The organism is Pseudomonas fragi (assembly GCF_025426255.1).
Classification (GTDB): Bacteria; Pseudomonadota; Gammaproteobacteria; order Pseudomonadales; family Pseudomonadaceae; genus Aquipseudomonas; species Aquipseudomonas kulmbachensis.
Genome location: NZ_CP104861.1, coordinates 349,540 through 374,412 on the forward strand (window position 1 = coordinate 349,540; position 24,873 = coordinate 374,412).

Sequence of the window (24,873 nt, forward strand, 5' to 3'; positions counted from 1 at the left end):
GGAGCGGGCTTGCTCGCGATTGCAGCACCTCGGTCATTCAGCTGAACCGAGTTGTTTGCATCGCGAGCAAACCCGCTCCCACATTTGATCGCCAGTGTTCAGGCGATCTCTTACAAAACCCGAACGCGCAATACGCGGCCTTTGATTTTGCCTTCGCTCAAGCGCTGGGCAGCCTGTTTGGCCACGGTGCGGTCAACAGCCACGTAGGCCTGGAAGTCAAAGATCGCGATCTTGCCAACCTGGGCACCTGGAATGCCTGCGTCGCCAGTCAAGGCACCGAGGATATCGCCAGGGCGAACCTTGTCTTTACGACCAGCACCGATCACCAGCGTGCTCATGGCCGGCAGCAACGGTGCGCCGCCTTGCGAGGTGAGGGTGTCCAGGGTTTCCCAGTTCAGCGGGGCCTTTTGCAGCTGCTCGATGGCCTGGGCGCGGTGCGCTTCGGACGGCGCAACCAGGCTGATCGCAACGCCTTTTTCGCCAGCGCGACCGGTACGGCCAACGCGGTGAATGTGAATTTCCGAATCACGGGCCAGCTCAACGTTGAGCACCATGTCCAGCGCGTCGATGTCCAGACCACGGGCCGCAACGTCGGTGGCAACCAGAACCGAAGTCGAGCGGTTGGCAAACATCGCCAGTACCTGGTCGCGGTCGCGCTGTTCCAGATCGCCATGCAGGCCGACAGCCGAAATACCTTTGGAGGTCAGGTGATCAACGGTTTCCTGAACCTGCTGCTTGGTGAAGCAGAACGCTACACAAGATTGCGGGCGGAAGTGGCCCAGCACCTTGGTCACAGCACTCATGCGCTCTTCAGGCGAGATTTCGTAGAAGCGCTGCTCGATCTGGCTGTCAGTGTGCAGTGCCTCGGCTTTTACTTGCTGAGGGTTGCGCATGAACTTGGACGACAGCTGCTTGATGCCCACCGGGTAGGTGGCCGAGAACAGCAGGGTCTGGCGACGCTCCGGGGTTTTGACAATGATGTCTTCGATAGCGTCGTAGAAGCCCATGTCCAGCATGCGGTCAGCTTCGTCGAGTACCAGGGTGTTCAGACCGTCCAGTACCAGCGAGCCTTTGCGCAAGTGCTGCTGAATACGGCCCGGGGTGCCGACGATGATATGCGCGCCGTGCTCCAGCGAACCGATTTGCGGGCCGAACGACACACCGCCACACAGGGTCAGCACTTTGATGTTGTCTTCAGCGCGGGCCAGACGGCGGATTTCTTTGGCGACCTGGTCAGCCAGTTCGCGGGTAGGGCAGATCACGAGGGCCTGGCAGCCGAAGAAGCGCGGGTTGATCGGGTTCAGCAGGCCGATGCCGAAGGCGGCAGTTTTGCCACTACCGGTCTTGGCCTGAGCGATCAGGTCCATGCCTTTGAGGATCACCGGCAAGCTCTGCGCCTGAATCGGCGTCATCTGGGCATAACCGAGGGAGTCGAGGTTAGCCAGCATGGCGGCGGACAGAGGCAGAGTGTTAAAAGCGGTGGCAATGGTGGTCACGGGACTGGCCTGCAAAACAAAATGTCGCGTAGTGTACCAGTCCCATGCCCTTTGCCTGAACATTCTGGACGAGATGTCATCCAGTTCTGCTTATAAAGCCGCTTAATGTTCCAGCTCGTGCTCCGAGTTGGCCTTGGGTTTACGCCCGTCCTGCGGTGACAGTTGCAGGAAAATTGCCGCTGCCAGCATTGCCATGATCCCGACCGACAGAAAGGTCAGCTGGAACGCTCCGAGCACCGTGTCTACCCCCTCGCTGCCGCCATCTCCGGTGAAACCGCCGAGCAAGGCCCCGGCGCAAGCCACGCCCAGGCTCAAGGACAATTGTGCAACTACCGACAGCAAACTGTTGCCGCTGCTGGCGCTGGCATCATCGAGGTCGATCAGGGTCACGGTATTCATCGCGGTGAACTGCAATGAGTTGATCGCGCCTAAAACTGCCAGCATTGACAGTAACAGCGGGTAAGGCGTGTGTTCGGTGACCAGCCCCATGCTGGCCAGCATCAGACCCAGGGCAAAGGTGTTGGCGGTGAGCACGGTGCGATAACCTGCACGCTCGATCAGCGGTCGCGCAATCCACTTGGCCAGCATGGCGGCTGCGGCCAGCGGCAGCATGCTCATCCCGGCTTGCGATGGGGAATAGCCCAGCGCGACCTGGAGCAGCAAAGGCACCAGGAACGGCAGGGCGCCGCTGCCCAGACGAGCAAATAAATTGCCCAGGATGCCCACTGCAAACGTCTTGGTCTTGAACAACACCGGTGAGAACAGCGGGTTGCTGATATTGCCGGCCCGCAGCCAGTACGCCGCCAGGCACGCCATCCCGGCGAACAGCAGCAACATCACGCGCAGGTGCGGCATGTGCAATTCGCCCAAGCCTTCCATCGCAATGGTGATAAACACCATCGCCGCGCCAAACAGTACAAAGCCCACGCCGTCGAAACGGGTGCGCTCGCTGCCGCGCAAGTCCGGAATGAAGTGCCACACCGCCCAGCAACCGAGGACGCCTACGGGCAGGTTGATCAGGAAGATCCAGTGCCAGCTCAGGTATTGCACCATCCAGCCGCCCATGGTCGGGCCGATCAGTGGGCCGAGCAGGCCGGGGATAGTGATAAAGCCCATGATCCGCACCAGTTCCGAGCGCGGGTAAGCCTTGAGCACCACCAGTCGCCCGATGGGCAGCATCAAGGCACCGCCCAGGCCCTGGACGATACGTGCGCCAATCAGCTCGTTGAGGGTGCTGGACAAGGCGCAAAGCAATGAGCCAAAACTGAACAGCAGGATGGCGCCGAAGAAGATTTTTTTGGTCCCGAAACGGTCGGCGATCCAGCCTGAAGCGGGAATCAGCAGGGCCACGGTGAGCATGTAGGCAACGATTACGCCTTGCATGCGCAGCGGGTTCTCTTTCAGGTCGCTGGCCATGTCGGGCAGGGCGGTGTTGAGGATGGTGCCGTCGAGTGACTGCATGAAAAACGCGATGGCCACCACCCACGGCAACCAGCGCAGGGTTTCAGGGCTCAGAACCGGGCGTGCGGGCATAGGACCTCTTTTCATGAACTGTCAAAAATCCAATGTGGGAGCGGGCTTGCTCGCGATTGAATCGCTGCGGTTTACCTGAAAAATCCGGGCGCCGCATCGCGAGCAAGCCCGCTCCCACTATTGATCGGTGGCGATGCTTACAGGGTTAATGTGAGCTTTTTAACCAACGCCCCCGGCAGCAGGTTCGATGCGGTCTGGCGCTGGTCGTAAGTGCTGGCCGACAGCAACAACTCACGGTCAACCGTCAGCGCTTCCAGTTGCGATCCCAGCAGACTATAGACGCTGTCATCGAAGCGCATCGTGTTGACCGGGGCCTTTATCTCGCCGTTCTCGACCCAGAAGGTGGCAAAGCGGGTCATGCCGGTCAGACGTGCCGCCGGTTGGTCCGAGTAGTTCAAGTACCACAGGTTGCTGATATACAGCCCGGTGCCCAATTGCTTGAGGATATCGGCCTGTTCCAGCGTGCCCGCAGCCATCGCCAGTGCGCTAGGGGCTTCACCCCATGGCGCGCCGTTGACCTCAAGTCCATATTCGGCAGCGCTGCGCGAGCCCACCAGTTGCTGGTTGGACTGGCCGTGCTTGACCAGCGACAAGTCCTGACGCGGATACCCTTCGCCGGAAAACGCCGGGCTCAGGGACTGGCTGACCTGCTCGTCAAAAGACACCAACGGGCTCAGTTGTGCGTCACCCGCATAGAGCTTTTGCAGCGGGCTGGCTTTACTGGCCAGCGCCTGTGCCGAGAAACCGCCCCAGCACAGCATGCTCATCACTTCTTCCAGTGCCGCCGGGGCCAGGTAGGCACGGTATTCACCGGGTGCCAAGGCATGCAGCGGGCGATCGAGAAAACTCAGTTGCTCACGGGCCAGCTGCATGCGCTGGGCGAAGCGCTCGCTGTCCCAGTCGGCTCCGGCGTAGCTGGCTTTGACCGCTTGGCCATTGCTGTGAAACAGGCTCCAGTCGAAGTTGAAACTGTTGGCCTGATGCCAGCCAAACGCACCTTCGGAGCTGGCATAGCCGTAGCTGATGGGGCCGCTGGCATAAAAGCCGACCAGATCGACGCCCTTGGCTGCGCGGTGGATTTCCTCCAGTACCCGGGCGGTGTCCGGCAGAGGCTGGCCCTGTACGTTATGGCTGTTCCACGGCTGCGGGTTAAGCAGTAAATACGGGTCGGCGGGCAACAGCGGCAGTGTTTCGCGCAGTTGCTGCAAGGCCTCGGCCAAGCGCTGTTTGTCGACGTCCGACTCGCCCGCCAAGGTGAGGCTCACATCGGCGTGGCGACCGTCGTTGATCAATTTCAGGCTCAGGCTGGCCTGCTGCACAAGCCCGGCCTGGCGCACTTTACCCTTGTTGAAACGGATAAATTCCGAGGCTTCGGCGTTGTAGCCCAGGGTGAATTGCTCAGGCGAACGGATCGCTTTGCCCAGCCACTCCACCAACGCTTTGAACTGCTCGGCCTGACTCAATGGGGTACTCATCAGGCATCGCCTCCAAACACATCAATTTGACTGAATACACACGCAGGCGATGCATGGCCCACGCGGATCACCTGATTGGGCTCGCCCTTGCCGCAGTTCGGCGTGCCCAGCACCTTTAAGGTACTGGCGTCGCCCACGGCGCTGAGGTTGCGCCAGAACTGATCGGAAATACCCCGGTAGTTGGGGTTTTTGACCACACCCTTGAGTTCGCCGTTCTCGATCAACTGGCCCCATTCACAACCGAACTGGAACTTGTTGCGCGCATCGTCAATCGACCAGGAGCGGTTGGTGGCCATCAGGATGCCGTGCTCGATACCGCCAATCAGCTGGGCCATTGACTGGTCGCCGGGTTCGATATTGAGGTTGGCCATGCGATCAATCGGTGGCCGGTTCCAGCTGCAGGCGCGGCTGTTGGCTACGCCGTCCAGGCCCGAACGGAACTGCGACAGGGCACCGCCCAATGGCCGCAACAGCAGGCCTTCGCGGATCAGAAATTCCTTGTGGGCCGGGGTACCGTCGTCGTCGAAGCTGTAGCTGGCCAGTTGCTCAGGGATGTCCGGGTCAAAGGTTACGTTGAGCAATTGGGAGCCATATTGCAGGCTGCCGAAGTCACTGGCCTTGACGAAGCTGGTGCCCGCGTAATTGCGCTCGTCACCGAGAATGCGGTCCAGCTCCAGCGGGTGGCCGATGGATTCGTGGATTTGCAAAATCATCTGGTCGGGCATCAGCAGCAGGTCGCGTTTACCCGCCGGGGCATTAGGCGCCAGCAGCAATTGCAGGGCCTGATCAGCGACCTTGGGCGCGGCACCGATCAGCCCGCAGCGGCTGATCACATCGGCGCCGCCCTGCTGGCCAAAGTTCTCACGGCCCAGGCTGCGGCTCTGGCTGTCGTTGCCGTCATAGGCGGTGACGCTCATGCCTGGGTAAACAAAGCGCTGGGCGCGCCGCAACTCGGCGCCTGCGCTGTTGAGATAGATTTGCTCGACGTGGTTGAGGCCCAGCGAAACGTCCCAGCTCACCAGTCGCTCGTCTTTGGGCACGGCCGCCGATTCGGCGCCAAGCAGCTCAAAGCAGTCGCTGAGTGACGGGAAAGCCTGATCGAGATTGGGCGAGTAATAGTCGGCGCGCTCGTGAGACACCGGCTCCTGGCTCAGATCGAGCAGGGCGTGGGCGGCGATCAGTTGCGCCTGGGCTTCGGCACGTTCGAGGGCGGCCTGCAGACCGGCTTGCGACAGGTCATTGGTGGCGGCGTAGGCTTCGACACCCTTGAGCCGCACCGTGAGCATGGCGCCCTGGTCGTGACTGAATGAAGGAGGTTCTGCGACGTTCTTGCGTACCGACAGGTATTGCCCGGACTCGCGTACGTAACGCAGCGAAAAGAACTCGGCCCGGGTGCGCAGCGCGCCAAAGCGCTGCTTGAGCTGAGGGTAAAAATCGAACATGCACAGACCTCCTTGTTAGAGCCAACAGCCCCCGCCCTAATCCTCTCCCGGAGAGAGAGGGGACCGATTGGGGGAGTGATCTCAAAGAACAGCGTTGAATCCAGCATCAACTCGGTCAGCTCCCTCTCCCTCTGGGAGAGGGTTGAGCTGAGGGGCTTTTAGCTTTAAACCGGGCAACCCTTGGCGCGCAGGATAGCGTCAAAGCGATCAGGGTCCAGGGTGCCGGCCTCAATTGCCTTGAGTGTTGCTTGTTCGCGGGCCAGCAGGTCGTGGCAACGGATCAGCAATTCCGGCAGTTCAGTACGCGAGGCTGCGACTACGCCGTCGCCGTCGCCGATCATCAGGTCGCCGGGCATTACCAGCATCCCGGCACACGAGATCGGTACGTTGATTTCGCCGCCGCCGTCAGTGCTTGGGCCGCGGTGGACGCCGCCGATAGCGTAGGCCGGCAGTTCACCGGTTTGCCATTCGTCGAGGTCGCGCAGAGCACCGTTGATCACCACGCCGACAATCCCGGCCTTGAGGGCCATGGCGCGCATGATGCCGCCGAATACGGCACGGGTCAGGTCGGCACTGCCGTCGATTACCAGCACATCGCCAGGGCGGGCCATTTGCATGGCTTTAAGGATCATCAGGTTGTCGCCCGGGCGCACACGTACAGTCAGGGCGCTGCCCAGCATTGGGCGCGAGCCGTGGAACGGCTTGAGGCCCAGACCGCCAACGTTACGGCCCAGGCAGTCGCTGACAGCGGCGGCAGGGATTTTGCTGAATTCGGTGAGCCATTTTGGATCGAGAGGTTCTGCGTTTGGATTAATCAGAAAGCCGGTCGGCCATTTGCTCGAAGAGACAACATCAAACATAGAAAACCTCTTGGCCAGGCAGGGCTGGCATGTCGGGTGGGGCGGGGGGGGTGAGGCGCGAAACGAGGCACTAGAGTAGGCCTGCGTTGAGGCCGGGGCAAGCGGGGCAAGATGAAACAAAAGAGTTACACAAAATTCGTAGCAGCTGCCGAAGGAACGAGGCTGCGTCCGGTTGCGAAGCGACCGTGAAACCAGAGTGCGCGATTCTTCAGAAGAACCGCGTAACCTGAATTTACGACGGCTGCGCCGCCGGACGTAGCCTCGCTCCGCTCGTCAACTGCTACGAATGGTGCTTACTGCGCGGTACGGCTCACTTCACGCAGTGGCTTGCCACGTACCGGAGCATCGCCTGCGACGTAGTAGTCGGCAGTGCTGCGCGGCAGTGGCTGGCGGCCACGGATCTTGTCGGCGATTTTCTCGGCGATCATGATCGTCGGAGCGTTGAGGTTACCGGTGGTGATCAACGGCATGATCGACGCATCGACCACACGCAGACCCTGCATGCCATGCACACGGCCTTCGCCGTCGACCACAGCCATCTCGTCGGTGCCCATCTTGCACGAGCAGGATGGGTGGAAAGCGGTCTCGGCGTGTTCGCGGATAAAGGTATCCAGCTCTTCGTCGGTCTGCTTGTCGATGCCGGGGCTGATTTCGCGGCCACGGTACGCATCCAGCGCAGGCTGTTGCATGATTTCACGGGTCAGGCGGATGCCATCACGGAATTCCTGCCAGTCCTGCTCGGCAGCCATGTAGTTGAACAGGATGCTTGGGTACTCACGCGGGTCCTTGGACTTCACGTTGATCCGGCCACGGCTCGGCGAGCGCATGGAACCCATGTGCGCCTGGAAGCCGTGCTCTTTCACACCATTGCTGCCGTTGTAGTTAATCGCTACCGGCAAGAAGTGGTACTGAATGTTCGGCCATTCGAATTCTTCGCGGGTGCGGATAAAACCACCGGCTTCGAACTGGTTACTGGCGCCAATGCCTTTGCCCAGGAACATCCACTCTGCGCCAATGGCCGGCTGGTTGTACCAAAGCAATGACGGGTACAGCGACACCGGCTGGGTGCACGCGTACTGCAAGTACAGCTCAAGGTGATCCTGCAAGTTCTGGCCAACACCCGGCAGGTCGTGGACCACTGGAATGTCGAGGCTTTTCAGCAGTTCGGCCGGGCCGACGCCAGAGCGTTGCAGCACGGTTGGCGAACCGATTGCGCCGCTGCACAGCAGGACTTCTTTGCGGGCCTTGGCCAGAATTCGGGTGTCGCTGTCGCCAACCATGTAGGAAACGCCAACAGCGCGCTTACCTTCAAATTCGATCTTGTCGGTCAGGGCGTGGGTGACGATGGTCAGGGTCGAGCGCTTCTTGGCGGTGTCCAGGTAACCGCGGGCGGTACTGGCGCGACGACCGTTAGGCGTCACGGTACGGTCCATCGGGCCGAAACCTTCCTGCTGGTAGCCGTTCAAGTCTTCGGTGCGCGGGTAACCGGCCTGTACGCCTGCTTCGACCATGGCGTGGAACAACACGTTGTTCCCGGCTTTTGGCGTGGTCACGCTGACCGGGCCATCGCCACCGTGGTAGTCGTTGGGGCCGATGTCGCGGGTTTCGGCTTTACGGAAGTACGGCAGACAGTTCAGGTAATCCCAGTCTTCGAGGCCTGGCAGTTTTGCCCAGCCATCGTAGTCCATCGCATTACCGCGGATGTAGCACATGCCGTTGATCAGGGACGAGCCGCCCAGACCTTTGCCACGGCCACATTCCATGCGGCGATTGTCCATGTGTGGTTCAGGATCGGTTTCGAAGGCCCAGTTGTAGCGACGGCCTTGCAGCGGGAACGCCAGCGCCGCAGGCATTTGCGTGCGGAAATCGAAACGGTAGTCCGGGCCGCCAGCTTCAAGCAGCAGCACGGTGACGCCTTGGTCTTCAGTCAGACGGGTCGCCAGGGTGTTACCGGCAGAGCCGGCACCAATGATGATGTAATCGAATTCTTGGGACATAAAATGCACCCTCTTTAGTTGTGTCAGATCAAACCTGACCCTGTGGGAGCGGGCTTGCCCGCGATTGCATCAGCGCGGTGCAACGGATGCACCGCGTCGCCTGAATCGCGAGCAGGCTCGCTCCCACAGGGTTTGTATGGGCAGTCGGTTTAGAACACCGACACGTAGTCGCCCAACTCAACCTGGACCGATTTGATCTGGGTGTACTGGGCCAGCGAGCTGATGCCGTTTTCACGACCGATGCCCGACTGCTTGTACCCGCCCACCGGCATTTTTGCGTCGGACTCGCCCCAGGCGTTGATCCAGCAAATGCCCGCTTCCAGTTGATGAATCACGCGGTGAGCGCGGTTCAGGTCCTTGGTCACGACGCCAGCAGCCAGACCGAACTCAGTGTCGTTGGCGCGGCGGATCACTTCTTCTTCGGTGTCGTAGGTGAGGATGCTCATCACCGGGCCGAAGATTTCTTCTTTGACGATGGTCATTTCGTCAGTGCAGTCGGTGAACACGGTCGGTGCCACGAATGCACCCTTGGCCAGGTCGCCTTCGGTCAGACGTTCGCCGCCGCACAGTACGCGGGCACCTTCTTCTTTACCCTTGGCAATGTAGCCCAGCACGCTTTCCATGTGAGCGAAGCTGACCAGTGGGCCGAAGTTGGTGTTTTCATCTTCCGGGTTGCCGATGCGGATGCGTGCAACGCGTTCCAGAATCTTGGCTTCGAATGCGGCTTTCATTGCAGTCGGGATAAACACGCGAGTGCCGTTGGTGCACACCTGGCCCGAGCTGTAGAAGTTGGCCATCATCGCGGTATCAGCGGCGCGATCGAGGTCGGCGTCGTCAAAAATGATCAGTGGCGACTTGCCGCCCAATTCCATGGTGACGTCTTTCAAGGAAGAGCTGGTGGCGCTGGCGGTTACTTTTTTGCCGGTGTCGGTGCCGCCAGTGAACGAGACTTTTTCGATGCGCGGGTGTTCGGTCAGCCAGGTGCCGACTTCACGGCCGCTGCCGGTCAGAACGTTGAAAACACCGTCCGGCAGGCCGGCAGCAGTGAAGATCTCAGCCAGCTTCAGCGTGGTCAGAGACGTGACTTCGCTTGGCTTGAAGATCATTGCGTTACCGGCAGCCAGTGCAGGTGCGGATTTCCACAGAGCGATCTGGATCGGATAGTTCCACGCGCCGATACCGGCCACAACGCCCAGCGGCTCGCGACGGGTGTAAACGAACGACGTGTCGCGCAGCGGGATTTGCTCACCCTGAATGGCGGTCGCCAGGCCTGCGTAGTATTCCAGCACGTCGGCGCCGGTGACGATGTCCACGTAACGGGTTTCGGAGTACGACTTGCCGGTGTCCAGGGTCTCCAGGGCGGCCAGCTCATCGTTGCGCTCGCGCAGGATTTCAACGGCGCGACGCAGGATGCGCGAACGCTCCATGGAGGTCATGGCAGCCCAGATCTTCTGGCCTTTTTCAGCGCTGACAACGGCGCGCTCGACGTCTTCTTTGGTAGCGCGTTGCACTTGAGCGAGGACTTCGCCGTTAGCCGGGTTGATGGCATCGAAAGTAGCGTCGCTACCGGCGTCGGTGTAGCCGCCGTCGATGTAGAGTTTTTGCAGTTCGAAACGGGCCATAAAATCCTCGCAAGTGCATAAGTGGTTGGCGTTGGCCGTAAGTCGGTTGCCATCTGATTGGGGCAACTCAAACTCACGACAGTTCAGGGGTTAAGCATTGATTGAGGCCTAACTCACCTGTTTCGCCAGTTGTAGATCCATATATTCGTAGCAGATGCGTTGTGCCTGCTCGGTGTCGAAAGAATCTCCCGACAGGGCACCCCGCAACCATAGACCATCGATGAGAGCTGCCAGGCCGCGTGCTGCATTGCGGGCCTGGGCCTGCGGCAGAACTCGGCGAAATTGGCAGCACAGATTGGAGTACAAGCGGTGATCGTTGATCCGCTGCAATCTGTGCAAAGACGGCTGGTGCATGCTGGCAGCCCAGAAGGCGAGCCAGGTTTTCATCGCCGGGCCACTGACCTGGCTGGCGTCGAAGTTGCCTTCGACAATCACCTGCAGATGAGCCCGTGGGCTGCCATCGCTCAACGCCTGGCGGCGTTCGGTGACGTTGTCGATCAAAACGTTCATCAAGTACCGCATGGTGGCGGCAATCAGACCGTTCTTGTCTTTGAAGTAGTGACTGATGATGCCGTTCGACACGCCGGCCAGACGGGCAATCAGCGCAATGCTGGCATCTGCCATCCCGACCTGATCGACAGCCGTCAACGTGGCTTCGATCAACTGCTGGCGGCGTATGGGTTGCATACCGACCTTGGGCATTTTGCATATCTCCTTGGGCCGGCGAGCAGTGCATAAACATCACTGAACGGCAGCCAGTCTATTTTGTTTTGATTGAACGTTCAATCAACAAAGAATAAGCTCTGCGACAAATCGTCGCGATTTATGTCGTTTTCCTACGCATGAATGGCGCAAATCGACACGGTAAAAGCTCCGAGACCCCTGTGGGAGCGAGCCTGCTCGCGAAGGTCGCTAACAATACGCACGCTAACGGAATAGGCGCGGTGCCCTTTAAGCCTTCGCGAGCAGGCTCGCTCCCACAGACTGCATTTGTCTGAGTGAGCGGTCCGGTTTTTTAGCGGTGTCTTTATATCACTCGACCGTTGGTCGTAATCCAACCCTTTGGTCGAGTGGTGCGTTGCCTTAAGTCCTTGTCTCGCACTCCCTGGAGCACCCGTGCAATGAGTTCTGCCTCTCTTATAAAGACCCCACCGCAAAAGGTGACGGTCAACGGTTGGGTGTTTTACACCTCCACTGCCTTGATACTTTTGCTGACTGCTATCTTGATCATCGCCCCTGAAGAAGCGGGCCGTGTCCTGGGCATTGCCCAGGAATGGCTGTCGCGCAGCTTCGGCTGGTACTACATGGTGGTGATCGCCGCTTACCTGATCTTTGTGGTCGGCCTGGCATTTTCGTCCTACGGCAAATTGAAACTGGGTACCAAGCAGGACACTCCGGATTTCAGCTATGGCGCTTGGGCCGGGATGCTGTTCTCGTCCGGTATCGGTATTTCGCTGCTGTACTTCGGCGCTTCCGAGCCGCTGGACCACTACTTCAACCCGCCTGAAGGCGTGTCGGGCAGCCATGAGGCAGCGCGTCAGGCGTTGCAGCTGACTTTCCTGCACTGGGGCCTGCATGGCTGGGCGATTTACGCACTGGTCGGCCTGGCCGTGGCCTACTTTGCCTATCGTCACAACCAGCCGCTGGCGCTGCGCTCGGCGTTGTACCCGTTGATGGGCGAACGTTGGGTCAAGGGTGCTGCGGGCCATGCGGTAGACGGTTTTGGCATGTTCGTGACGCTGCTCGGTCTGGTGACCAACCTGGGTATTGGTTCGATGCAGGTTTCGTCGGGGCTGGAGAACCTGTTCGGCATGGAACACAGCAATACCAACCTGCTGATTGTGATCATCGTGATGAGTACCGTAGCCACCATCGCTGCGGTGTCGGGTGTTGAGAATGGTATCCGTCGCCTGTCCAACCTGAACATCGTGCTGTTCAGCGGCTTGCTGATTTTCGTGCTTCTGTTCGGCCCGACCCTGCACCTGCTCAACGGTCTGGTGCAAAACACCGGCGATTACCTCAACGGTATCGTGATGAAAACCTTCGACCTGTACGTGTACGTAGGCGATAGCAAAAAGACTGAGGGCTGGTTGGGTCTGTGGACTCTGTTCTACTGGGCATGGTGGATTTCCTGGGCCCCATTCGTAGGTATGTTTATTGCGCGTATTTCCCGTGGTCGTACGGTGCGTGAGCTGGTCGCAGGCGTGTTGCTGATCCCGCTGGGTTTCACTTTGGCCTGGTTGTCGATTTTCGGTAACTCGGCACTGGATCTGGTGGTTAACCAGGGTGCAGTCGAGTTGGGGAAAACGGCGCTTGAACAGCCGTCGATGGCGATTTACCAACTGCTTGAGCATTACCCCGCGTCGAAAATCGTTATTGGTGTGTCGATCTTTGTCGGCTTTGTGCTGTTCCTGACCCCTGCGGATTCCGGCGCGGTGATGATGGCCAACCTGTCGTGCAAAGGCGGTGATGTAGACGAAGACGCGCCGCACTGGTTAAGGATCTTCTGGTCGGCGGTGATCACGCTGGTGACCATCGGCCTGCTGTTTGCCGGTAACTTTGCTGCCATGCAAACCATGGTGGTGCTGGCTGGCCTGCCGTTCTCGGTGGTGTTGATCCTGTTTATGTTTGGCCTGCACAAAGCGATGCGTCAGGACACCCTGATTGAACAGGAACAAGCTGAACTGGCTGCCCGTGGCCGTCGTGGTTTCAGCGAGCGCTTGACTGCACAAGATCTGCAACCGACCCAGGCGGTGGTGCAGCGCTTTATGGACAAACACGTGACTCCGGCACTGGAAGACGCGGCGGTGCAACTGCGCAGCCAGGGCCTGGACGTGCAAACCCTGCTGGGCAGCGCCAAGCGTTGCATGGGCGTGCGGATTGAGATGGAAGAGGGCAATCCGTTTGTCTACGAAGTCAGCCTGGACGGTTATCTGGCCGCTCCGAGCGGGTCTGATCAGGATGAAGTGCGCAGTCGTTACTACCGGGCCGAGGTGTATCTGCACAACGGCAACCAGGATTACGACCTGATGGGCTTCACCCAGGAGCAAATCAGCCGTGATGTGCTCGATCAGTTTGAAAGCCATCGCCAGCTCCTTGGCAGGGTTTATAGCTAAGAACTGAGACCTCGTGTGGGAGCGGGCTTGCTCGCGATGCAAGCGGCGCGGTGTATCCGATGCACCGCGCTGATGCCATCGCGAGCAAGCCCGCTCCCACAGGGTAGTGAGTTACCCTAGATTTTTGCCTAGTAACGCGTGATACAACTCGGTATCACCTAGTATCCCCACCACTTTCTGGTTGTCGTGCAGCACCAGTTTGTTGCCGGTCTGGTAGCGGATTTGCAGCGCGTCGCGCATGCCAATGTTGCTGTCCACCAGGGTCGGCCCACGGCCCAGACCTTCTACTGCCTGGCCGCTGTGCCAGTGCTGCAGGTCGAGTACTCCCGCTCCCCGGCGGACACCCTTGATGGTGTTGCCTTCCGCCAGATCAATCCATGAGTCATCCCCCGGATCAATGCACACCGAGCCGTTGATACGTTTGCAGTTGTCCAGCGTACGCATCAGGCTGCGGCCACACAGCACGTTCAGCGGGTTGGTATGGGCGACGAAAGTGCGCACATAGTCGTCGGCAGGGTTGAGCACGATCTCTTCCGGCTTGCTGTACTGCACGATCTTGCCGTCTTTCATGATCGCAATCCGGCTGCCCAGCTTGAGCGCTTCATCAAGGTCATGGCTAACAAATACAATGGTCTTGTTCAGCTTGTGTTGCAGTTCCAGCAGCTCGTCTTGCAGGCCTTGGCGGATCAACGGATCGAGGGCCGAAAAGGGTTCGTCCATCAGCAGAATATCGGCGTCCATCGCCAGTGCACGCGCCAGTCCGACCCGTTGCTGCATGCCGCCGCTCAGCTCATCGGGCTTTTTATTGCGCCATTGAGTCAGGCCCACCAGCTCCAGCTTTTCATCCACCAGCGTACGCCGTTCTTTCTCGGGGCGGCCCTGCATTTCCAGGCCGAAGCTGATGTTCTCGCGCACCGTCAGCCAGGGCATCAGAGCGAATTTCTGAAACACCATGGCGATGCGTTTAGTGCGCATCATCTTCAGTTCAGCGGGGGTACATGATGCGATGTCGATCTGCTTGCCTTCATGTTCCACATACAACTGGCCACGGCTGACCGTGTTGAGCCCGTTGATACAGCGCAGCAGGCTGGACTTGCCCGAGCCGGACAGGCCCATCAGCACGCAAATTTCACCTTTTTCGATGTCCAGGCTGGCTTTTTCAACACCGACAATCTGCCCGGTTTTTTTCAGGATCTGATCCCGCGAGAGGCCTTGATCCAGCAGGCTTAGTGCCTCACGCGGGTCTTTGGCGAAAATGACGTCGACCTTGTCGAAGCGAATAATACTCATGCGTCAGCTCCTGCTTTGGCTTCTGGCTGCTTGCAGATTCGGTCGAGCATGATGGCCAGCAATACAATCGCGAGCCCGGCTTCAAAGCCCAGGGCGATGTCGGCTGTATTCAGTGCGTTGACCACGGGTTTGCCCAGCCCATCAGCCCCTACCAGTGCTGCGATGACCACCATCGACAGCGACAGCATGATGCATTGGGTGATTCCGGCGGCGATGCTCGGCATGGCGTGGGGCAGTTCAATACGGGTGAGCAGTTGGCGCCGTGAGCAGCCAAAGGCCTTGCCGGCATCAAGCAGCTCATGGGGCACATCACGAATGCCCAGGTAGGTCAGGCGGATCGGTGCGGCAATCGCAAACACGACGGTGGATATCAATCCTGGCACCACACCCAAGCCAAACAGGGTCAGGGTAGGGATCAGGTAAACGAAGGTGGGCACGGTCTGCATCAAGTCGAGCACTGGCCGCATAAAGGTATAGAACATCGGTTTGTGCGCCGCGAGTATCCCCAGCGGCACGCCGATGATCACGCACACAAAGGTAGCGAACAGCACCTGGGCCAGGGTTTCCATCGTCTCTTGCCAATAACCCAGGTTGAAAATCAGCAGAAACGACAGCGCCACAAAAACAGTGAGCCCCCACTTGCGCTGAATAAAGTGCGCGAGCAGGGCAATCAGCCCGATAAATACAAACGGGTTGAACCAGGTCAGCGCAAAGGTCACGCCGTGGATCATCGTTTCAAGTGTCAGCGCAATAGCGTCGAAGGTGCTGGCGCCGTTTTGGGTCAGCCACTCGACAAACCTTGCGATGTACTGGCCCAGAGGGATTTTTTGATCAATCAGCATGGTAATAAACGTCCGCATGCAGGGGAATTGAAACGGAGCCAGACGGGCATGCCGCCTGGCGCCCGCGATTACTTCGCGAGGCTGGCTTGAACGGCCGCAAGCCCAGGTTTGCCATCAATGGTGGTCACGCCCGTTAGCCAGGTTTCGAGCACTTGCGGGTTTTGCTTGAGCCAGGCCCTGGCGGCCACGTCAGGCTTGATCTTGTCGTCCAGAACCTTGCCCATCAGGGTGCTTTCCATGTCCAGGGTAAATACCAGATTCTTCAGCAGTTGACCGACGTTGCTGCACTCTTCGCTGTAGCCCTTGCGAGTGTTGGTGTAGATGGTTGCCTGGCCATAATTGGGGCCGAAGAAATCATCGCCACCGGTGAGGTATTTCATTTTGAAGCGGGTGTTCATCGGGTGCGGTTCCCATCCCAGGAACACCACCTCGGTGCCACGGCGCTGAGCGCGATCGACTTGCGACAGCATCCCGGCTTCGCTGGATTCCACCACCTTGAAGCCCGCGTCTTTCAAGCCGAACGCGTTCTTGTCGATCATGGACTGGATCATGCGATTGCCGTCGTTACCCGGCTCGATGCCATAGATCTTGCCGTCCAGTTCCTTCTTGAATTTTGGCAGGTCGGAGAAGTCCTTGAGCCCCTTGTCATAGAGCGCCTGGGGCACCGCGAGGGTGTATTTGGCGTTTTCCAGGTTGGCCCGCACGGTCTCGACAGTGCCCGCGTCGCGGTAGGCCTTGATGTCGTTTTCCATGGTCGGCATCCAGTTGCCTAGAAACACGTCCATGTTCTTGCCATCGGCCAGCGACTTGTAAGTGACCGGCACTGAAATCATGGTGGTCTTGGTTTTGTAACCGAGGGCCTTGAGTACTTCGCTGGTGACGGCGGTGGTGACGGTGATGTCGGTCCAGCCGACATCCGAGAAGTTGACGGTGCTGCATTGCGCAGGTTCTGCGGCCTGGGTGATGACGGGCAGACTCAACAATGCAGCCAACAACAATGGGGAACCTTTCATGGGGCGACTCCTGGGTGTCTGGGTGGCGGTTTTCGATCGAAAAGCCGCATGTATCAGTTGCGGTTGGGCGATGCCCGGCAGGCGTGTGGCCAAGGCATCTTGCAATCGAGTCAGGACTGATCATGTAACAGCGAAAATCAAACGCCTACAGGGGGAGTCGCATCCAGTACAGGCAGAGTCGTATCTGATACCTGCAAGGTCGTATCTAGACGAATGATGCTTAAAAACTGCCTTTTTCATGCATCTGCACCCTATGGGCGCTGGCAGGCAAAGGCGGGTCGCAGCTGGACGTTTTTGCAGATCGCAAACCCCCCATGATGCGGGCACACATCCTCAAGGTTCGTGCTCATGGCTATCAGCGTGTTTGACCTGTTCAAGATCGGTATCGGCCCCTCCAGTTCACATACCGTAGGCCCGATGCGGGCGGCCGCGCTGTTTGTGCAGGGCTTGCGCGAGCGCGAACAGCTGCCACAGGTACGCCGCATCGAAGTACAGCTGTATGGTTCGCTGTCGGCTACCGGTATTGGTCACGGCAGCGATAATGCGGTGATCATGGGCCTGATGGGCGAATGGCCGGATGCAATCGACCCGGCACAGATCGGCCCGCGCATCGCCGAGCTTGTTCAAAGCCACACGCTACTCCTGGACGGCCATCTACCGATTCCGTTTGCATGGGCGCAAGACATGCGCCTGATCGACGAAAACCTGCCGTTCCATCCCAATGCCATGACCCTGATCGCTGAAACCGAAAGTGGCGAACTGCACCGCGATACTTATTACTCGGTGGGCGGCGGTTTTGTGGTGGACGCGGCACAAGCGGCCAGCGGCGTGCTGGACATGGACCGTACCGAACTGCCCTACGACTTCAATAGCGCCGTTGAGTTGCTCGAGTTATGCGCTAAACACCATCTGAGCGTAGCCGCATTAATGATGGCCAACGAACGTATTTGGCGCAGTGAAGACGAAATTCGCAGCGGCCTGATCAAGCTTTGGCGCGCCATGCAGGACTGCGTGGAGCAAGGTTTGAAACACGAAGGTATCCTGCCTGGCGGCCTGAATGTGCGTCGCCGCGCAGCCCGCCTGCACCGCAGCTTGCAGGAACTGGGCAAGCCCAACGTGATCGGCTCCACCCTGAGTGCCATGGAATGGGTCAACTTGTTTGCATTGGCGGTCAACGAAGAAAACGCTGCGGGCGGGCGCATGGTGACGGCACCGACCAACGGCGCTGCGGGCATCATCCCGGCGGTACTGCACTACTTTATGAAATTCAGCGATGAAGTCAGCGAAGCCCATGTCGTTGATTACCTGTTGAGCGCGGCGGCGATCGGCATTCTGTGCAAAAAGAACGCGTCGATTTCCGGGGCGGAAGTGGGTTGCCAGGGCGAGGTCGGATCGGCCTGCGCGATGGCGGCTGCCGGGCTGGCGCAAATCCTCGGTGCCACGCCTGAGCAGTTGTGCAACGCCGCCGAAATCGGCCTGGAGCACAACCTGGGTTTGACCTGCGATCCGGTGGGTGGGCTGGTGCAAGTGCCGTGTATCGAGCGCAACGCCATCGCCGCCGTCAAGGCGATCAACGCCGCGCAAATGGCTTTGCGTGGTGACGGTCAGCACTTTATTTCCCTGGACCGGGTGATCCGCACCATGCGCGACACCGGCGCCGACATGCACGACAAATACAAGGAAACCTCACGGGGCGGTCTGGCGGTCAGTGCGGTGGAATGCTGATAGGCGAGCTGTATGCACCCTGTGTAGCAGCTGACGAGCGGAGCGAGGCTGCGTTCGAGCGCGAAGCGGTCGTAAACCAGATTATGGGGTGTGTCTGGCACGCATTAAGCATTGATCTTACGACGGCTGCGCCGCCGAACGCAGCCTCGCTCCGCTCGTCAGCTGCTACGCAGGCGAGCACTTTTTAAGCGCACGCTGACCTCTTTTGGCGCACTCGTACTTTTCGTGACATTCCATTACGGCTCTGTTTCTAGCCGCTTCCCACAAGTGATACCAATGTGCTCAACAGCGCCCGCTCAAGCTGGTGCGTACCTGTTTAGCCACTGTTTTGACATGGCCCATCCAGACTCTTTGCGACGTCGTTTTCAGGCTTTATTGAATACCTATTCAAGTTTAGGCATGGCAATTGCGTTGTGATCACAAAGCCCCGTGAAACGAGGGTAAAAACAAGAGCCCGTGCCTGGGGCCATCACCCGCTTTGTGTGAGGAGATACCGCGATGACGTCGTTCAACTCCGGGGTCCAACCCCAGAACCGTACGCCTCAATCCATCGGCTTTCTGCTGCTGGACAATTTCACGCTCATTTCCCTGGCTTCCGCGATTGAACCCCTGCGCATGGCCAACCAGTTATCGGGCCGTGAGTTGTATCGCTGGAGCACCCTCAGCGCAGATGGCAGCCAGGTATGGGCCAGCGATGGCCTGCAGGTCACCCCCGACGCCAGCATGCACAAGGCTCCGGCGCTGGACATGGTCATCGTGTGTGGCGGTATCGGCATTCAACGCACTGTCACCCGCGAACACGTTTCATGGCTGCAAAGTCAGGCGCGCCAGTCCCGTCGTTTGGGCGCTGTGTGCACTGGCAGCTGGGCCCTGGCGTATGCGGGCTTGCTCGACGGTTTTGATTGCAGCGTGCATTGGGAGTGCCTGGCTTCCATGCAGGAAGCCTTTCCGCGGGTTGTCATGAGCACGCGCCTGTTCACCCTCGACCGCAGCCGTTTCACCAGTTCGGGCGGCACTGCGCCGCTGGACATGATGCTGCATCTGATCAGTCGCGATCATGGCCGCGAACTGTCGGCGGCCATCTCTGAAATGTTTGTGTATGAACGCATTCGCAACGAGCAGGATCATCAGCGCGTGCCGCTCAAGCATATGCTCGGCACCAACCAGCCGAAGTTGCAGGAAATCGTCGCGCTGATGGAAGCCAACCTCGAAGAACCCATCGACCTCGATGAGCTGGCGGTGTACGTCACCGTGTCGCGACGTCAGCTCGAGCGGTTGTTTCAGAAGTACCTGCACTGCTCGCCATCGCGCTACTACCTCAAGCTGCGGCTGGTGCGGGCGCGGCAGTTGCTCAAGCAGACGCCGATGTCGATTATCGAAGTGGCGGCGGTCTGCGGCTTTGTGTCCACGCCGCACTTTTCCAAGTGCTACCGCGAATACTTCGGCATTCCGCCACGGGACGAGCGCGTAGGTTCCAATACCGCGCAGCAAACCACGCTGGTGCAGATTCCGCAGTCACTGTTGCTGGCTCCGTTGGCAGGGCCGATGTCTGCCTTGAACCAGGCGCGCAACGAGTCGACCTTTGCGAGTGTCAGGCTCTAGAACTCAGCTTTCTGTAGCCGCTGCCGCAGGCTGTGATGGGCTGCGAAGCGGCCCGCTTTTGATATTAAAAGCGAAGGTCCCGCGGCCCTTATCGCAGCCTGCGGCAGCGGCTACATATTCAGTTGAGTCAGACTGCTTTGCTCTGCTGGAACTGCACCAGCCCCGGCAGCAACTGCTGGTCAATGGCCTGGCGCACCGCGGGCAAAATGGTTGCGCTGCCGGTGTAGAGTTTTTCCACCAGACCCTTGAGTGCGCGAGCATTGGCCTCGTTCAATCCACACACCGCCGCAGAGCATGCTTGTTCAGCCGTGCCTGACACCTCAAAGCCCAGCGAGCGCAGTTGGCCCAGCAGGTCCTGCTCATCAATCAAATCCGCGTGCATCATGTCTTTTTATCCTTCTATCAACGAAGCGCGATCGAAGTTTGATTCTGGTAGGGCTTTGGTCAGTGGGCAAGGCCGGTTTGGCGATATGTCCGACACGCCTAATTGCAGGTCGTTTTTGACTAAGTGCCGGTATGCCCGGCTGGGCACACTGAACTCAGCAACACCCTCGATGGTTTGGTCACCGTCTCGGCATCACGCACACTTGGCCCCGAATCTGTCACGGTAGATTCGGGGCTTTTTTGTGCACTTTAAACGTTACAACTCGGCGTAAATTTCCCACTGACTCCCAATGGCATTTGGTTTGACAAGCTCCATTTGTTACGTGGATACATCGTTGCAGGGTCGTTATTAACATCAGCCCCTGAAAATCCCAACGCTTCAGTGCCATCCTGCACATATGAACCGGTCAGGACTCGTCCTTCACCGACCATTCCCAGTGTTCTGTTTACGATGGCCCCGAGCTGTGAGCCAGAGTCCAGCCCCGTTTGGGCAACACCTATGTTCAGGATCGCCGTGGCGGCCGCCACGGCTGTTCGTGTCGCAATTCCGTGCAAGGTGCCTATGTACTTGTCGGCCTGAAATGGGTTGGTTAACTGGTTAGTCCCGGAAACGAACTTTGCATCAGAGTGCAAGCCTCGAGTAACAGTCCCTCCCGCAGAATCAATCATCTCTCCAGCCATACCTCCTGCAATACTGCTTACGGCTTTAGGCACCAGATGCTCAACGGCACCTATGCCAGCAAGCCCCGAGCCATAGGTGACCGCTGCGCCAGCAACGCCTGCCAGTCTGGGTCGTTCACTCCAGGCAATCCTTGGGCCGAGCTCTGCAGAGGCTTGCTGCAGGATTTCGCGGGTCATGGCGTTGACTGTGGCACCGATCTGGCTAATGGCGATCTTGTTATGGCTGGGTGCAGCAGTACCCAAGCTGCTCATGGCACTGAAGTAACCCAGGATTGAAGGGGCGGCCCCGGCAGCGGCACCCAGCAGGCCACCTACAGCGGCCCCTGCCCACAAGGCCGCTCTGGAGTCACGAAACCGGCTGTTAGCCACTAAATTTGCCCCCAAGCCTCCTCCCACATACAGGCCAGCCATACCCCCTGATACTGCGCCGCCTACAGTCATTGCAGTGATATTCGCGGTATTCACAGGCAGGCCACTCAGTTGTTCGGCGCTAAAATAGCGTGCGGTTGCCGCCACCACAGTGGCAACACCGTCGCGCGTCGCGCCCGCACAAGCGGCCTGCGCAATTTGGCAGGGTGTAGCGAACGCCCCTTGCACGTCGACATACCCAATGGGGTTGTTATGCACCATGGCAAATAGATTCAGACCGTCCGCTGCACCTAACGGGTCCGGGTTGATCCAGCGTTGTAGCCAGGGTGCGTAGTACCTTAAGCCGTAGTAATACAAACCGCTCGCATCGCACTCTTTGCCTGAGTAGCGGATCACCTTGTAGCTGGCATCGACCCGATTTCGGGCTGCCCACCAGGCGGTGCCGCCAAAGGGGTAATAGTCCTCATGACTGACTACATCTCCCAAGTCATCCAGCTCCAGCGTGCTGCTGCCCAGGTGATTGCCCAAGCCATAACGCCATTGCGGGGCCGGTGACACTTTGCGATGGGCTGACCAGTGCAGGTGCCTGACGTGGATGCGCCCTGCCTGCAGCGTGCTGACGTGCAGCACTTCACCCGTCGCCGAGTTGGTTCTGATCTCCAGCCCCGGCAAATAACGTACTTGCGCCACATGCTCGACGGCCCTGACCTGCTGTACGCGTATCTTGCGCTGGCGTTGGCCACCCGCGCCGTACACATACACTTCATCGTCGTTGGTGGCGTCTTCACGCACTACCTGCGTCACGCGCTGTAACTGATTACGCACATCCCAGTGCATGTGTTGCGCCCCCGCAAGGTGCAGCAGGTTGCCGTTGGCATCAAAACTGTTACTGATATCTGGCGGGTTGCTGGCATCGACCTGATACAGGCTGCGGTTGCTGAGAGCGTCTACTTTCATCGTTCGTTGTGGCAGTTGACCGTGCTTCAGGCTCAGCAGATTACCCGCCGCGTCATAGCTGAATGTCTGGGTGTAATTGCGCAACCGGCTGGCATCACCCCCGCCGGGCAGGACCAGCCCAGGCAAGCCCGGCTGGATGCCTGCCAGCACACTCTCGCGGCCGCTGGCCTGAACAAGTTGGCCCAAGGTGTCGTAAACATATCGATTCACCGGGTCGACCTGCTCGCCAGCGAACCAGTCTGTTGGCTGCGCCGCATCTTCGATGCTCATGACGTTACCCACCGGGTCGTAGGTATAGCTCAGGTGCTGCAGCACCTTGTTGGCTTTCACCGCGCGCAGTCGCTGCAAGCGGCCATCAACCGGCGAGTAGATTGCCGTGGCGCTGACGCCATTGCCGAAGGTCTCGCTTTGCACTTGGCCAAAGGCGTTATAGGACCGGTCCTGAAGCAGCAGCGTGGTGCTGCTTTGATCCGCTGGTTTGAGACTGGTTAACGCCAATTGCCCGGCGATGTCGTAGTGAAAGGACTGGGTATTACCCAATGCATCGCACTGACTTAGCACCGTGGCCAGCGCGTTGTATTGCCATCGCGTGGTGTAGGTCTGCGCAACACCTTGGTCATCGCGTTCGAGCAGAGCCTCGCGCCCGCTCAGCGATTGCGGCCAGTCAGGCGCTACCGGATCACTCAAAAAACATTGTGTCTGGGCCAGGGGCTGGCCCAGCAAACCGTAGTCAGCGTAGGTCCGGCAACCTGTCGGATCATCGTGGCGAATCAGGCTTGCACACAGGTTATGAGCTGCGAACGACGAGCTGCAATCAGCGTAGGTGAAACGCTCGGTTACACAGGGTGGAGCATTTCCAGTCTGCTCAATGATCGCCACGGGCCGCAGCAAGTCGTCGTACTCGCTGAGGCGTTGGTTATGTCGGCCATCCCATTCACAACGAATCTCTGCCGTCGCTCCAAACAGCCTCAAGCACCACCCGGCATCGACGTTATTGCTCAGCAGCGGCCGAGCGGACAGCGAGAAAACCGTGGTCAGGTTCGGGGCACTTGAGGTCGCTGCAAAGCGGGGATCACGATGAGCCACCACACGCCCCGCTGCGTCGAAAACCTGGCGGGTCACGCGTGCTTCAGGGGGCTGTTGGATAACGGCACGATGATAGGCAACGCCACGGATCGTCAGCCCGCGAGGGTCGATAACCGAAAGGTTGGGCGTCGCTTCATGAAGGGAACTCTTCATAAACGTTACTCGTGGAACGATGAATCGTAACGCTGAGCTTTTATTGAAGAGTTGGGTACTGTCAGAAATAACAGACGTATAGATCTGAATGCCTGGCGGGTTATCGCTTCAGCAACGCCGCACACGCCGCCTTGAACGCTTCATGCTGATATTTGTTCAGCGAGGCGGGCAACTCGAAGGCGTGTTTTTTGTACTGTGCGTTAAGGGTTTGCGGGGACAGCAGCAGCACCTCGCAATCGTCCAGCAACTGGATAATGCCTTCGATCTTGAAGGTGGTCGGGCCACCGGCGAATTCGCCCTTTTTACTGCGTTTTTTGATCGCGATGCGAGTGATGGCGTTGGCCTTCACAAAGGCTGCAATCTGCCTGGCGAAGGTTTTGACGTTGGCGGCATCGTCATCGTCGTCCAGGGCAATTTTTTTGGTGGTATTGGCCACATGCTCAAGGCCGTTTGCGCCCTGGGTGGCCAGGGCAAAGATGGCTTCGCTGCCTTTGATTTCGATACCGCAAATAGTCATATAAATCGTTTCCTGGGGCGGATGTAAAGCCTGTAGCCGCTGCCGCAGGCTGCGATAAGGGCCGAAGGACCTTCACTCCTGAAAAAGCGTGTCCCTTTTGGCTCGATCACAGCCTGCGGCAGCGGCTACAAAAAAGCGTGGGTCACTGCTGCCCGATCGATTCCAGAAACTCTGAACGGTCGTCGCTGATGCGTGCCATGCAGTCGTTCTGGGCGATGTTGAATGTTTCAGTACCGGCGGTGGCGGGGAACACGGCAATCGCGCAGTCGGCGTCTCGCTGGTGCAACCACAGGGCCTGAGCGGTCTTGATCTTGCTTAGGATGTTATTGAGTTGGGTCGCGTTACTGCCGTACAGCGAAGTCATGCGCTCCTGCAGGGCTTCGTAGTTTTCGGTCAACAACTGCTCGGCAGCATTCTTGCTGAACAGCGAGCACGCCAGGGTTTGCTGGTCGTTTTCTACCGCATCGCACGGGTTGTAGTCGGCATCATCGGCTGCGTAGGCACCGCTGGAGATCAACGCCAAGGCCAGGAGAATCGATTTCATTGCGGCTTCCTAATCCATAGTTGGGATGGATTCTGGCTTAAGCGTCGGCCAAATAACAGTCACGTAACACAGGGCATAAGATTGGCGTTGCGCGCTTTGTCGCGGATTGACGCTTTCGGCAATTGCGCTGTCGCTTTTGCACCCGGCTGGTTTTGACCCCGGGCCTATG

General features: G+C 58.9%; 18 protein-coding genes. 3 read left to right on the top strand and 15 right to left on the bottom strand.

Annotated elements, in window-relative coordinates; all coding sequences use genetic code 11:
* Nucleotides 1-110: 110 nt before the first annotated feature.
* The 8 genes from dbpA to betI all read right to left on the bottom strand — a co-directional run bounded on the left by dbpA (nt 111) and on the right by betI (nt 11,127).
* Nucleotides 111-1,448, bottom strand: a complete 1,338-nt coding sequence (gene dbpA / locus N7D90_RS01730) for an ATP-dependent RNA helicase DbpA (protein ID WP_261742358.1) — start codon at nt 1,446-1,448, stop codon at nt 111-113.
* A 150-nt stretch (nt 1,449-1,598) separates the two neighbouring features.
* Complete coding sequence (gene mdtD, locus N7D90_RS01735) at nt 1,599-3,029, bottom strand: multidrug transporter subunit MdtD (RefSeq protein WP_261740618.1); 1,431 nt, start codon at nt 3,027-3,029, stop codon at nt 1,599-1,601.
* A gap of 137 nt (nt 3,030-3,166) precedes the next feature.
* Nucleotides 3,167-4,504 (bottom strand): TldD/PmbA family protein, encoded by a 1,338-nt coding sequence (locus N7D90_RS01740; RefSeq protein WP_261740619.1) that lies wholly within the window; start codon nt 4,502-4,504, stop codon nt 3,167-3,169.
* Nucleotides 4,504-5,946 carry a TldD/PmbA family protein gene (locus N7D90_RS01745; RefSeq protein WP_261740620.1) on the bottom strand — a complete coding sequence of 481 codons (1,443 nt, stop codon included), beginning with the start codon at nt 5,944-5,946 and terminating at the stop codon, nt 4,504-4,506. Before N7D90_RS01745 ends, N7D90_RS01740 begins: the two co-directional genes overlap by 1 nt.
* A gap of 164 nt (nt 5,947-6,110) precedes the next feature.
* Nucleotides 6,111-6,806, bottom strand: coding sequence for an RraA family protein (locus tag N7D90_RS01750; protein ID WP_261740621.1), 696 nt, complete (start codon nt 6,804-6,806; stop codon nt 6,111-6,113).
* Between the two features lie 293 nt (nt 6,807-7,099).
* Nucleotides 7,100-8,803 carry a choline dehydrogenase gene (gene betA / locus N7D90_RS01755; RefSeq protein WP_261740622.1) on the bottom strand — a complete coding sequence of 568 codons (1,704 nt, stop codon included), beginning with the start codon at nt 8,801-8,803 and terminating at the stop codon, nt 7,100-7,102.
* 149 nt (nt 8,804-8,952) lie between these two features.
* The gene (gene betB, locus N7D90_RS01760) at nt 8,953-10,425 is read right to left on the bottom strand and encodes a betaine-aldehyde dehydrogenase (RefSeq protein ID WP_261740623.1); all 1,473 of its coding nucleotides are present in this window, start codon (nt 10,423-10,425) and stop codon (nt 8,953-8,955) included.
* A gap of 108 nt (nt 10,426-10,533) precedes the next feature.
* On the bottom strand, nt 10,534-11,127 hold the full coding sequence (betI, locus tag N7D90_RS01765; protein WP_261740624.1) for a transcriptional regulator BetI: 594 nt from the start codon (nt 11,125-11,127) through the stop codon (nt 10,534-10,536).
* Between the two features lie 476 nt (nt 11,128-11,603).
* On the opposite strand from betI, the gene N7D90_RS01770 reads away from it, so the two are divergent.
* On the top strand, nt 11,604-13,541 hold the full coding sequence (locus N7D90_RS01770; RefSeq protein ID WP_261742359.1) for a BCCT family transporter: 1,938 nt from the start codon (nt 11,604-11,606) through the stop codon (nt 13,539-13,541).
* A gap of 111 nt (nt 13,542-13,652) precedes the next feature.
* Here N7D90_RS01770 and choV read toward each other — a convergent pair whose 3' ends face one another.
* The 3 genes from choV to N7D90_RS01785 all read right to left on the bottom strand — a co-directional run bounded on the left by choV (nt 13,653) and on the right by N7D90_RS01785 (nt 16,686).
* Nucleotides 13,653-14,831: a choline ABC transporter ATP-binding protein gene (gene choV, locus N7D90_RS01775; RefSeq protein ID WP_261740625.1), complete on the bottom strand. Its 1,179-nt coding sequence runs from the start codon at nt 14,829-14,831 to the stop codon at nt 13,653-13,655.
* Nucleotides 14,828-15,673 (bottom strand): choline ABC transporter permease subunit, encoded by an 846-nt coding sequence (choW, locus tag N7D90_RS01780; protein WP_261740626.1) that lies wholly within the window; start codon nt 15,671-15,673, stop codon nt 14,828-14,830. The genes choV and choW overlap by 4 nt, the downstream gene beginning before the upstream one ends.
* Before the next feature lie 68 nt (nt 15,674-15,741).
* A complete protein-coding gene (locus N7D90_RS01785; RefSeq protein ID WP_261740627.1) occupies nt 15,742-16,686 on the bottom strand; it encodes a choline ABC transporter substrate-binding protein in 945 nt (314 codons plus the stop codon).
* Nucleotides 16,687-17,034: 348 nt separating this feature from the next.
* On the opposite strand from N7D90_RS01785, the gene N7D90_RS01790 reads away from it, so the two are divergent.
* Complete coding sequence (locus tag N7D90_RS01790) at nt 17,035-18,411, top strand: L-serine ammonia-lyase (RefSeq protein WP_261740628.1); 1,377 nt, start codon at nt 17,035-17,037, stop codon at nt 18,409-18,411.
* Between the two features lie 498 nt (nt 18,412-18,909).
* Entirely contained in the window at nt 18,910-20,013 is a 1,104-nt protein-coding gene (locus tag N7D90_RS01795) for a GlxA family transcriptional regulator (protein ID WP_261740629.1), read from the top strand.
* A 127-nt stretch (nt 20,014-20,140) separates the two neighbouring features.
* Here N7D90_RS01795 and N7D90_RS01800 read toward each other — a convergent pair whose 3' ends face one another.
* From N7D90_RS01800 to N7D90_RS01815, 4 genes are all read right to left on the bottom strand, one after another.
* A complete protein-coding gene (locus tag N7D90_RS01800) occupies nt 20,141-20,398 on the bottom strand; it encodes a hypothetical protein (RefSeq protein ID WP_261740630.1) in 258 nt (85 codons plus the stop codon).
* A 248-nt stretch (nt 20,399-20,646) separates the two neighbouring features.
* Nucleotides 20,647-23,643 carry an RHS repeat domain-containing protein gene (locus N7D90_RS01805; protein WP_261740631.1) on the bottom strand — a complete coding sequence of 999 codons (2,997 nt, stop codon included), beginning with the start codon at nt 23,641-23,643 and terminating at the stop codon, nt 20,647-20,649.
* A gap of 100 nt (nt 23,644-23,743) precedes the next feature.
* Nucleotides 23,744-24,160, bottom strand: a complete 417-nt coding sequence (locus tag N7D90_RS01810) for a DUF3010 family protein (RefSeq protein WP_261740632.1) — start codon at nt 24,158-24,160, stop codon at nt 23,744-23,746.
* A gap of 142 nt (nt 24,161-24,302) precedes the next feature.
* Nucleotides 24,303-24,704, bottom strand: a complete 402-nt coding sequence (locus N7D90_RS01815) for a lysozyme inhibitor LprI family protein (RefSeq protein ID WP_261740633.1) — start codon at nt 24,702-24,704, stop codon at nt 24,303-24,305.
* Between the last annotated feature and the right edge of the window lie 169 nt (nt 24,705-24,873).

Excerpts from the sequence above, each read along its gene's own strand:
- betA (WP_261740622.1), bottom strand. The coding sequence starts at position 8,803 with ATGTCCCAAGAATTCGATTACATCATCATTGGTGCCGGCTCTGCCGGT.
- N7D90_RS01805 (WP_261740631.1), bottom strand. The coding sequence starts at position 23,643 with ATGAAGAGTTCCCTTCATGAAGCGACGCCCAACCTTTCGGTTATCGAC.
- N7D90_RS01810 (WP_261740632.1), bottom strand. The coding sequence starts at position 24,160 with ATGACTATTTGCGGTATCGAAATCAAAGGCAGCGAAGCCATCTTTGCC.
- betB (WP_261740623.1), bottom strand. The coding sequence starts at position 10,425 with ATGGCCCGTTTCGAACTGCAAAAACTCTACATCGACGGCGGCTACACC.
- betI (WP_261740624.1), bottom strand. The coding sequence starts at position 11,127 with ATGCCCAAGGTCGGTATGCAACCCATACGCCGCCAGCAGTTGATCGAA.
- dbpA (WP_261742358.1), bottom strand. The coding sequence starts at position 1,448 with ATGCTGGCTAACCTCGACTCCCTCGGTTATGCCCAGATGACGCCGATT.
- N7D90_RS01815 (WP_261740633.1), bottom strand. The coding sequence starts at position 24,704 with ATGAAATCGATTCTCCTGGCCTTGGCGTTGATCTCCAGCGGTGCCTAC.
- N7D90_RS01785 (WP_261740627.1), bottom strand. The coding sequence starts at position 16,686 with ATGAAAGGTTCCCCATTGTTGTTGGCTGCATTGTTGAGTCTGCCCGTC.
- N7D90_RS01795 (WP_261740629.1), top strand. The coding sequence starts at position 18,910 with ATGACGTCGTTCAACTCCGGGGTCCAACCCCAGAACCGTACGCCTCAA.
- N7D90_RS01800 (WP_261740630.1), bottom strand. The coding sequence starts at position 20,398 with ATGATGCACGCGGATTTGATTGATGAGCAGGACCTGCTGGGCCAACTG.
- N7D90_RS01790 (WP_261740628.1), top strand. The coding sequence starts at position 17,035 with ATGGCTATCAGCGTGTTTGACCTGTTCAAGATCGGTATCGGCCCCTCC.
- choW (WP_261740626.1), bottom strand. The coding sequence starts at position 15,673 with ATGCTGATTGATCAAAAAATCCCTCTGGGCCAGTACATCGCAAGGTTT.
- N7D90_RS01750 (WP_261740621.1), bottom strand. The coding sequence starts at position 6,806 with ATGTTTGATGTTGTCTCTTCGAGCAAATGGCCGACCGGCTTTCTGATT.
- N7D90_RS01740 (WP_261740619.1), bottom strand. The coding sequence starts at position 4,504 with ATGAGTACCCCATTGAGTCAGGCCGAGCAGTTCAAAGCGTTGGTGGAG.
- N7D90_RS01745 (WP_261740620.1), bottom strand. The coding sequence starts at position 5,946 with ATGTTCGATTTTTACCCTCAGCTCAAGCAGCGCTTTGGCGCGCTGCGC.
- choV (WP_261740625.1), bottom strand. The coding sequence starts at position 14,831 with ATGAGTATTATTCGCTTCGACAAGGTCGACGTCATTTTCGCCAAAGAC.
- mdtD (WP_261740618.1), bottom strand. The coding sequence starts at position 3,029 with ATGCCCGCACGCCCGGTTCTGAGCCCTGAAACCCTGCGCTGGTTGCCG.